At 56.5% G+C, this 9,982-nt stretch carries 9 protein-coding genes and 3 tRNA genes; 8 read left to right on the top strand and 4 right to left on the bottom strand.

All coding sequences use genetic code 11. The features are described from left to right. Positions 1 to 183: 183 nt before the first annotated feature. The 3 genes from VAE55_RS14710 to VAE55_RS14700 form a co-directional block, all read right to left on the bottom strand. A tRNA-Thr gene (locus VAE55_RS14710) sits at positions 184 to 259 on the bottom strand. A 42-nt stretch (positions 260 to 301) separates the two neighbouring features. Next, a tRNA-Tyr gene (locus VAE55_RS14705) sits at positions 302 to 387 on the bottom strand. A gap of 12 nt (positions 388 to 399) precedes the next feature. Further along, positions 400 to 475 (bottom strand) — tRNA-Thr (locus VAE55_RS14700). Between the two features lie 503 nt (positions 476 to 978). Between VAE55_RS14700 and VAE55_RS14695 the strand changes: the two genes are divergently transcribed. The 3 genes from VAE55_RS14695 to VAE55_RS14685 all read left to right on the top strand — a co-directional run bounded on the left by VAE55_RS14695 (position 979) and on the right by VAE55_RS14685 (position 3,554). Beyond that, on the top strand, positions 979 to 1,485 hold the full coding sequence (locus VAE55_RS14695; RefSeq protein WP_322816497.1) for a hypothetical protein: 507 nt from the start codon (positions 979 to 981) through the stop codon (positions 1,483 to 1,485). 22 nt (positions 1,486 to 1,507) lie between these two features. Then, positions 1,508 to 3,052, top strand: a complete 1,545-nt coding sequence (locus VAE55_RS14690; protein ID WP_322816496.1) for a cytochrome D1 domain-containing protein — start codon at positions 1,508 to 1,510, stop codon at positions 3,050 to 3,052. Between the two features lie 160 nt (positions 3,053 to 3,212). After that, positions 3,213 to 3,554, top strand: coding sequence for a hypothetical protein (locus VAE55_RS14685; protein WP_012258046.1), 342 nt, complete (start codon positions 3,213 to 3,215; stop codon positions 3,552 to 3,554). On the opposite strand, the gene VAE55_RS14680 is transcribed toward VAE55_RS14685, so the two are convergent. Continuing rightward, positions 3,549 to 3,890: a cupin domain-containing protein gene (locus VAE55_RS14680; protein ID WP_322816495.1), complete on the bottom strand. Its 342-nt coding sequence runs from the start codon at positions 3,888 to 3,890 to the stop codon at positions 3,549 to 3,551. The two genes, VAE55_RS14685 and VAE55_RS14680, sit on opposite strands and share 6 nt — an antisense overlap. Before the next feature lie 857 nt (positions 3,891 to 4,747). Here VAE55_RS14680 and VAE55_RS14675 point away from each other — a divergent pair. From VAE55_RS14675 to VAE55_RS14655, 5 genes are all read left to right on the top strand, one after another. After that, the gene (locus tag VAE55_RS14675; protein WP_322816494.1) at positions 4,748 to 6,154 is read left to right on the top strand and encodes a glucose-6-phosphate isomerase; all 1,407 of its coding nucleotides are present in this window, start codon (positions 4,748 to 4,750) and stop codon (positions 6,152 to 6,154) included. Positions 6,155 to 6,224: 70 nt separating this feature from the next. Next, positions 6,225 to 6,605 (top strand): hypothetical protein, encoded by a 381-nt coding sequence (locus tag VAE55_RS14670; protein ID WP_322816493.1) that lies wholly within the window; start codon positions 6,225 to 6,227, stop codon positions 6,603 to 6,605. Positions 6,606 to 6,607: 2 nt separating this feature from the next. Further along, positions 6,608 to 7,135, top strand: a complete 528-nt coding sequence (locus VAE55_RS14665; protein WP_322816492.1) for an adenylyltransferase/cytidyltransferase family protein — start codon at positions 6,608 to 6,610, stop codon at positions 7,133 to 7,135. A 990-nt stretch (positions 7,136 to 8,125) separates the two neighbouring features. Further along, positions 8,126 to 8,485: a hypothetical protein gene (locus VAE55_RS14660; RefSeq protein WP_322816491.1), complete on the top strand. Its 360-nt coding sequence runs from the start codon at positions 8,126 to 8,128 to the stop codon at positions 8,483 to 8,485. 198 nt (positions 8,486 to 8,683) lie between these two features. Continuing rightward, positions 8,684 to 9,853, top strand: a complete 1,170-nt coding sequence (locus VAE55_RS14655; protein WP_322816490.1) for a hypothetical protein — start codon at positions 8,684 to 8,686, stop codon at positions 9,851 to 9,853. Positions 9,854 to 9,982: the final 129 nt, after the last annotated feature.

Here is a 9,982-nt window from a genome sequence, read left to right as displayed (position 1 = left end):
CTTGCCGTGGTCAACGTGACCGATGGTGCCGACGTTAATGTGCGGTTTCGTCCGCTCGAATTTCTGCTTGGCCATGGATTTCTTACTCCTTAAAACAAAGGCGCGAAAATATGCCGCTCGTGCCAACAACTATGGCACGAGCAACTAGGCGAGATTCGCGCTTTTCTCGCCACTACTGTCGGCTGGAGCCTACGACGGGACTTGAACCCGTGACCTCGTCTTTACCAAAGACGTGCTCTACCGACTGAGCTACGTAGGCAAACAGGAATAGAGAAGCAGAGCGCACTACTCTATTCACTTGTGGTGGGCCGGGCAGGATTCGAACCTGCGAAGGCGTAAGCCAGCGATTTTACAGACCGCCCCGTTTGGCCACTTCGGTACCGACCCGTTTGTTAACGATGGAGCCGACGCAGGGACTTGAACCCTGAACCGGCGGTTTACAAAACCGCTGCTCTGCCAATTGAGCTACGCCGGCGCATATCGACGGCGTCGAGCCATCGCTCAGCGTGTAGCATTCTAGCACAATCTGTCGTTTTGTGCAAATGGATCAGTTCAGCATCTGCGAGTCATCCTAAAGCTACGATCAAACACCCGCCTTTCCCCGCGGGTAGGACTTCCAACCCGCGCTGGTGCCCCCTTTTCATCAAGGTCACATACCGATACAGGTACGCGCTGTAGCCGCATCTACCGGTGCGCACGGATGCACTACGGGTAGCCTGACTGGAAAACCGTATCCACGCCAGCGTGCGATTCCACTGCGGTGTAGCAGAAATGTCGTTCTCTGTCTCCACGATCAGATCGCCGCCAGCGTGCTGGTGCGATCACGAGTGATGGCTTTCGTTAAACCGGAGTTGATATTACTGCGTATGCCTGTTCCGGAGCAACTATATGCGATTGTGATAAAAGTCACTGCCGGAATCGTCCCAGTAGGCTATGCCAGCCCTATGAACCTTAGATAAGACGTTCAAGGAGGAACCGATGAATAAGGCGAGATACCTTATATTCGGCATGGTTTTAGCCTTGGGCATCATAGCTGGCTGTACACAACGAGGTGAGCCACCCGAGGCGACGGTGGCACCCGCATCGGCGACAACAGCAGCCGTAACAACACCAGCCCCATCTACATCAGCGAGCAATCTGGCAATCATTGCATTCAACAAGGGCGGATGTGTTGGATGCTACATTATTCCCGGTGTAGCGAATGCGAAAGGGACAATTGGTCCAGACCTCACAAACATCGGTCAGTTTGCTTTACAGGCGATGCAGAGTAGTTCCTACACCGGCAAGGCAACAACCGTTGAGGAGTATCTGAAAGAAGCACTGCTGGAACCGGATGCGTATATTTCCACACATTGCGAAAATGGCCCCTGTTCGGCAGGTGTAATGACTGCCTCCCTGGCGCAAAGTTTTACCTCCGAAGAACTGGCAGTAGTTATCGCCTACCTTCAGCAGCCACCGACAGCAGGAAACAGCACACCCCCTTGACACAACACCTCTTGCGCAAGTGGTGACAAATCTGAGCGAAGAAGAGTTTCTTTGGGCAAAACAGGTCTATTTTGAGCGATGTGCAGGCTGTCACGGCACACTCCGCAAGGGCGCTACCGGCCCGGCCCTCACCCCAGATCGCACTACCGCAATGGGAACAACTGCGCTCTCTGCCATCATCTTCAATGGTACACCGCGAGGCATGCCAGATTGGGGGAAACAGGGCTTCTTTACGCCAGAACAAATCGACATCCTGGCTCGCTTTTTGCAGCAGGAGCCACCAGCACCGCCAGAAATGTCCCTCGAACAGATGAAGAATTCCTGGCGTCTGCTGGTATCACCAGCCGAACGCCCAGGCGCACCAGCCACCAAGCGCAACTGGCAAAACTATTTCATGGTCACTCTGCGTGATGTCGGGCAAGTCGCAGTGATTGATGGCGACACCTACGAGGTTGTGAGTAACGTTGATACGGGATACGCTGTCCATATTACACGGATGTCGGCAACCGGTCGTTACGCATACGTCATCGGTCGTGATGGCAAGCTTGCCCTGGTTGATCTATGGATGGAGACACCTACCAAAGTGGCAGAAGTACAGGTCTGCTACGATGCTCGCTCAGTGGAAGTCAGCAAGTATGAAGGGCCGGAAGGTGATTTTACCGACCGCCTGGCCGTCGTCGGCTGTTACTGGCCTCCCCACTTTGTTATTCTCGATGGGCAAACCCTCGAGCCGATGAATATTATCAGTACGCACGGCTATACGGTTGACACGAAGGAATATCATCCTGAGCCACGGGTCACCAGTATTGTTGTTTCCCACTACAAACCGGAATGGATTATCAATGTTAAAGAGATCGGGCAAATCTGGCTGGTCAACTATGTTGATCCTTTCGCACCTCAGATCAAGATGTTGCGGGCTGCTCGTTACCTGCACGATGGTGGTTGGGACGCCAGCCGACGGTATTTCCTGGTTGCGGCCAGTCAATCGAATAAAGTTGCGGTTGTTGATGCGCTAGAGGGCAAGATCGCAGCTCTGGTTGACACACCAAAGATACCCCATCCAGGGCGAGAGGCAAACTGGATCGATCCTGAATTCGGGCCAGTCTGGAGTTCGGCGCACCTTGGTGATCCGGCTATTGTTTCCATCGGTACCGATCCTGAAGGGCATGCCGAGTCAGCGTGGAAAGCAGTACGTGTGACCCCATTGCCCGGCGCTGGCAGCCTCTTTATCAAGACTCATCCCAACAGTCAATGGATTTGGGTTGATATGACCCTGAAACCTGATCCGGTACTGGCACGCACGATTTGCGTTATCGCTAAGCAGCAGCCAACTGAGCTATATCGCTGTTGGGAGGCCAGTTCGTATGGTCGAGCCGTACATTTTGAGTACAATGCTGCCGGAACAGAGGTATGGGTGAGCATTTGGGGTGATGCTAGCAAACCTGGTCAGACCGGTGAAATCGTTGTCTACGACGATGCCACCCTAACCGAAAAAGCGCACATCCCCAATCTGATCACACCAACCGGCAAGTTTAATGTCTTCAACACGGTTGGCGATATCTACTGATGCTGATACGATTACGCGGCAGAGCACGTAACGAGGGAAACAGGTGGCGCACCTGTTTCCCTCGTTGCATTATTATTATGTCGAGTATATTTGCAGTTCACTCGATGGTACGCTATGATGAAGAGTATCTCCGGTGAACAGATTGCCAGGGAGTGAACCCATGCAATGGTTGCGCAGACTCTTTGGGGGGCGGAGCGAAGAGGCACCGTTTATGCTGCTCCATGTGCGCTGTCAGCGCTGCGGCGCAGTGGTGCAGGTGCGGATTAATCTCTACAACGATCTGTCGGCAGAGTACGACGACCGCGAGGAGATTAGTGGCTACTGGATACGTAAAGAGATGATGGACGACCGCTGTTTTCGGCTGATGACGGCGGAGTTGCGCTTCGACCGCCAACGCCGCCTGTTGAGCCAAGATATTGTTGGCGGTCAGGTAATTACGGCAGAGGAATATGCCGCAGCTCGCCGGGCCAGCAACGAGCGGATGTCCAACTCGTCATCATGATCCGGCTTCAGCCTGTCGCTGCAAAAAGTCGGCTCGTATCGGATGGAAGAGATCGAAGAAGACGGAATCTTCTTCCATAATCGCTTCGTGTTCGACCCCACCGGGAATGTGGACAATCTCGAGCGGACCGAGTTCACGCCATTCATCACCTACGCGAAACTGTAGACGGCCACTGATCACGAGGGTCATCTGTTCGTGGGGATGACTGTGGGCTGGCGCAACTGCGCCCTTTGGCGCATCAACCCGCACTGCCATTAATTGCTGACCGGCAAAGGGGCGGAGATTCATCAAGCCGATGGCAAAACTTTTGATGTCTGCGCTCTGGACGGCATGCATAGCGACTCCTTCAGGTGATGAAATGCTGTCGTTTGGGGATGATCGGGACTGTGCATTTGTTGAGTGCATCTTATCGCTATCTGAACGGAAACGCAAGGGAGTGATTGTTAGAACCTGCTTCAAAAACATTTACGAACCCAGGGCGCTACCTTTATCACCACAGAGGCACGGAGGACACAGAGGACGGGCATTGTCCGAGTTGCCACCTTGAGGTGTGACATAGCGCGGCGATGGGAACTGCAAATGGTTCACAGGTACGCTGAACGGTGTTATGCTTAGCGTCGTACTGTTCATCACGGCAGTTAGCTTCACGTAGCCTGCTCACAGCGTAGGTGGCATCTTGGGTTCTACGAGAAGATACCTCAGTCATTATTAACCGATTCTCTGATCGTAACGCACACACAGCATCCCCGTGACCAGCGGGTTCAGCCACGTGATACGCACCTGGCACGGAGCACGGCTGGCGCGGCAGCATGGCTGCCGTACTCCAAACATCGCGACACGTGCATGACGAGCGGGTAAGGCAATCAATCCAGCACAAGATGGCGCGACCGGAGCTGCGCACTACCAACGGGCCAGGAGCCGGGTAGGCTGTCGTTGGTGACTGGCAAGCGTTCATTCACCTGCACAATGGTCGGGTAGCACGACAGTACAGCTCTTATGAAATAAGTTCTAGCCTCGTACAGCACGTTTCTGAGCGAAAGCCCGTCTATAGCACCACGCAGATGAGTGTTATACTGTGTGCGCAATGACAATCAGCACTGATAAGCTCATTGTGATCACATGCAAGTAACGGCACTGCTTCACTTCTGCGTTTGCGGAAGTTGCGTATCCACCGATTAGTGAAGGAGTTGAGTATGTGCTATGAGGATGCCGCGTGGCGGGAGAAGCAACGCATTCGGCTCGATGTGAATAATGTGTTTGGATCGCATGGTTTGACCCCGGCTGAACTTGAAGCAGAAGCTCCACGCGCCGCCACAGCGATTGCTGCCATCCAGGAACGACGGGCCGATCTCGGCTGGCCGTTGTTGCCCGAGCAGGACGTGACGCCGTTTGAGCAGTTTGCCGCTGCCCATCGTGATCGGATTGACACCTTTGTCGTGCTGGGCATTGGCGGTTCGGCGCTGGGGAACATCGCAGTGCAGACGGCAATCAATGGGCCGTTTTATAACCTGTTACCACGCGAGCAACGTGGCTGGCCGCAACTGCTGGTACTCGATAATTCAGACCCGGAATTGAATGCAGGTGCGCTACGGATGCTCGATCTTCGGCGGACGATGTTTAACGTCATTAGTAAGAGCGGCACTACCGCCGAGACGATGGCATCGTTTCTCTACTTTCGCCAGGCACTGGTTGAGGCAGTCGGCGAAGACCGGCTCGGTGACCATATCGTATTGACGACCGATCCCAACAGTGGTTTTCTGCGCCAGATTGGGCAGCGCGAGGGCTGGACGATGTTCGATCTCCCGCCAAAGGTCGGTGGCCGCTTCTCGGTATTGACCTCGGTCGGGTTGTTGTCGGCGGCGATGACGGGGGTGAATATTCGTGAGCTACTGGCCGGTGCCGCCTACGGTGGCGAACTGGCCGCCAACCCCAATCCGTTGCGGAACCCGGCAGCGCTTGGCGCACTCATCAACTATCTCTGCTTCCGTAAAGGCAAGCCGATTGTGGTGATGATGCCGTATGCAAACCGGCTCCGTGATGTCGCCGACTGGTTTGCACAATTGTGGGCCGAGAGCCTGGGCAAGGCGGTAGACCGTCAAGGCAGGCCGGCGCGGGTCGGGCAGACACCGGTCAAGGCTTTGGGCGCAACCGATCAGCATTCGCAGGTTCAACTCTACATGGAAGGGCCGTATGACAAGCTGATCAATTTCATCGCCGTTGAACAGTACGCCGAGACGGCCCCCATTCCAACGGCATACGCCGATCTGGAAGGCGTGAGCTATCTGGGTGGTCATACAATGGCTGAGCTGATTCAGGCTGAACAACAGGCCACTGCGATTGCGTTGAGTGAAGCCGGTCAACCAAACATCACGCATATCTTCCCAGAGATCAATGCCTTTACACTCGGTCAGTTCTTCATGCTGATGGAGATGCAGACGGCGATTGCCGGTGAGCTGTACGACATCAACGCATTCGATCAACCGGGAGTTGAGGCCGGGAAGATCAACACGTATGCGCTGTTGGGCCGGCGTGGGTTTGAGGAGCGGCGAGCGGCGATTGCTGCCCGTGCACAGGCGCTTGATTCGCGGTGGGTAGTATAAACATTGTGGGTACAGGCATTTACCGGTGAGACGTCGTTACCGATGCCTCACCGACAACAAAGTGGCAACGATGGCAAAATTCTTTCCAGCGCCACTATGGGTATCGTCGGCGGTCTGTGTGGTGATCGGGTTGATCGGTGGGAGCGCGTTCTGGTGGGCTTCACGAGCGTGGAGCATCTTCATTGCCGCGTTTCTGTGGGCACTGATCGGTACGGTTGGAACAGTGATCGGACGCAGCATCGGCGAGCGACTGCGCTACGGTGACTGGCGGCACGCCGGTCGGCTGGTGCCACTCCAGACGATCACGCCGATGGGAGGATTTCTGGCGACTGCCCTCCTCATCGGTGCACCCCTGACGGGCGAGCAGATCGGTCTGCTGGGATGTGCAGTGTTGGTTGTGATGGTCTTGTGCTGGCTAGGTTTACCGCTTACGTCACCGTTTCGCGAATGACGATGAACATCTATCCTCTATCTGAACTGATCGCCTTGCGTGCCACCTGGCGGTCCAGTGGCTTCAAAGTAGTGTTCACAAACGGCGTCTTTGATCTGCTCCACGTTGGGCACGTCCGGTATCTGACAACAGCACGTGCACTTGGTGATCGGCTGATCGTTGCCATTAACAGCGACGAGTCAACCCGTCAATTGAAAGGATCGTTGCGCCCTATTGTCCCGGAGGCAGAGCGGGCAATGATTGTGGCCGCGCTACGCTGCGTTGATGCAGTGACCATCTTCAACGAGCGCACAGCAGAGGCAGTGGTAGCGTCGTTAGCACCTGATCTGTACGTGAAGGGGGGCGATTACGGGCAGGGAACCACATTTGACGCCGCCCGCTTGCCCGAAGCGCGGGTCGTGCAGGCGCTGGGAGGTGAGGTGCAGATTCTGTCGTTTAGCGAGGGGCATGCAACGACGCGGCTGATCGAGCGGATCGTTGTGCGCTACGGGGGAGGGGGGAACGCGGATGGACGCGGGTTAGGCGGATGAACGCGGCTGTATTCCTTCTATCACCACAGCGGTGTGGATTGTTGGGCGCTGTGGAACGCGGATGGGCGCGGGTTAGGCGGATGACGCGGATGTATTCCTTCTATCACCGCAGCGGTGCGGGTCGTTGTGCGCCGGGGAACGCGGATGAACGCGGGTTAGGCGGATGAACGCGGATGTATTCCTTCTATCACCACAGCGGTGCGGGTCGTTGTGCGCCGGGGAACGCGGATGGGCGCGGGTTAGGCGGATGACGCGGATGTATTCCTTCTGTCACCGCAGCGGTGCGGGTCGTTGTGCGCCGGGGAACGCGGAACGCGGATGTATTCCTTCTATCACCGCAGCGGTGCGGGTCGTTGTGCGCCGGGGAACGCGGATGGACGCGGGTTAGGCGGATGAACGCGGATGTATTCCTTTTATCACCACAGCGGTGCGGGTCGTTGTGCGCCGGGGAACGCGGATGGGCGCGGGTTAGGCGGATGAACGCGGATATAGCGTCCAGGTTGCGACCTTCTATCTATCATCACAGCGGTGCGGAAGACACAGAGGATGGGCATAATTCGCATTGCTACCTTAAGGTGTGAATGACGTAGTACGCGATGGGCACTGGCTGCTACGAGCGGAAACAGCTACAATTGATCTGGCGGCGGGTAGCGATCACGCGATCCGGTATGATACGAGGGTAATCCGGTACATCTGTACTTCGCCGTATACTGTGCAGCGAGTAAAGCTGACTGGCGGGTCGATCTTCTCCCGATTGGCATAGGCAATGCAGGCTGGTCTGGCCGGCGCGAAGGCGTTGAGGATTGTATCGTGGGTAAGCAGTCTGTCAGAGTCCTCCGTCAGATATACTCATCGCTGATGCTGCGGGTGAGTTCGATCCGTAGATTGGGGTTGGGGACGCTGGCGCTATGTCTATGACGATAGGGGTTTCGGCGATTTGGGGAGGATGCCATGGTCGACAACATGCCGCTCAAGACTTTTCTGTAAAGTGTGGAGCGCCAGTTGGCTGAATGCTCGGCTGAGGAGCTGCGGGATGTTCTGCGCAAGATGGCGCATCAGGTTCCGCCTGCGAAGCGCAGAGCCTTCCTGAAACAGATCCACGACAGCAGGGCTGCTACTGTTGTACCCCAAACTGCCTGGGAGGGGCTGCTGGATGCGATAGACGATCTGGAGGCCAGGCTTAAGAAAGCTATGAAGTCGGCCGATGAGTGGATGGATCGCTTCAGCTGGCAGTATGAGTATGAGGAGGATGCCGTAGGTGCCTACCAGGAGTTCATTGAGCCGTTGACGCTTCTCTTCGAGCGCACGGCGCTGGCCTTTGACCACGGTGAGTTCGCCCTGGCTCGCTAGGCTTACCATCGCCTGTTTCGCCTACTGGATTAGGAAGACGATTACGGCTACCACATCTCTCTCGGCGACCTGACCGACCTGGATCAGAAGGATGCCGTCGCCCGCTATCTGCGAGCGATATATCAGACCGAACCGCTGGACCGGCGTCCTCGGGTCTTGTATGAAGAAATGCGTCGCTTCGCCTTTGCGTATCGACAGTTGTACGGTGATGCGCCGCGGCTGAAGGATTTTATCCAGCTCTCGCCGGATCCGCTGCCGGATCAGGAGGCTTTTCTACGGCAATGGAGCACCTTTCTGCGGCGTCAGAACAACTTGTTGGCCGATACCTGGCTGTGCGAGGCTGTGCGTATGGTTGAGGGCACGGCTGGGCTGGAGCGGCTGGTGCGCAGCAAGGGGCACCAGCGTCCGCACATCTACCTGGATTGGTTCACCGCACTGGAGGAGGAAGGGCAATACGCGCAGGTTCTGGCCGAGGCGCGGCTGGCCCTGCAGAGCCTGCCGGATGACCTTTCCATCCGCGCTGTGATTGCCGATTATCTGTGCGCGGTAGCCTCGGTCCTGGGTGACCGGGAGAGTCTGCTTGAAGGTCGCTGGCAAGCCTTCGTCGCCATGCCTGAACTGTCCCGGCTGCTCGATCTGTGGGAGGCTGTGCCATCTATGGAACAGCGCCCGCACTGGATGCAGCGCACAATCCAGAACATGCAACAGCCGCGCAGCCGTAAGGCAACATTGCCACCTGGCGATCCGCCGATCCCGACGCTGGTCTACCTGAGGCAACTCTCCCCTCTTTTCAATGAACTGTTGGCCCACGCCCGGCTGCTGGCCGGCGATCTGGCCGCAGCCTACCAGGCCGTCGCCAGGAAGCCGGTCCTGGAAGAGGGCAATGCTGTCAACGCCCAGACCCTGGTGTTCGCCTGGCTGTTGGTGCTGCTTTCGGGTCGGGAGCGCAAAGACCTGCCGCCTAACCTGGAGCATTTCTGGCGGAGAACCCTGCAGGAGATCATTGTTGACGATTGGATGTATGATCAGCACATACAGCACGAGCTTACCCAACGGACGGATCACATCTATGCCGACTACCTGGCATGGGGACGTGCAAGCGGCTTTTTGCATCTGGAAGCCGCAGACGCAGAGGCATATCTGGCCTGGTGCCTGGACACAGCTCGTAAGCGGATCGAAGCTACCGTCAGCAATCAGCATCATGGCATCTACGATGAGGCTGCCAATCTGACTGTGGCCTGTGCCGAGCTTTTGAGTCTGCGCGGAGACGATAGGGCGGCTGATGAGTTGGTGGCGCACATCCGCGAGCGGTTCCATCGCTATCGAGCTTTCCAGCGTGAACTCCGGAGCGCTCTTGCCCGAAAGTGATGATCGGGTTGGGAACCTGCATGGGCGGGTTGAGAACCCGCGCTGGAGTTTGGCTTTTCGTGGACGCAGGAGGGATAACGAGAGTCGGGAGCAGATGCTGGTGACTCTCGGTTGCGTGCTGGTGGATGG

Origin of the sequence: Chloroflexus sp. (assembly GCF_034432675.1) — a bacterium.
In the GTDB taxonomy this organism is placed as follows: Bacteria; Chloroflexota; Chloroflexia; order Chloroflexales; family Chloroflexaceae; genus Chloroflexus.
Note: the sequence above shows the minus strand (reverse complement) of the source record. Positions and strands in the feature narration are given on the sequence as shown.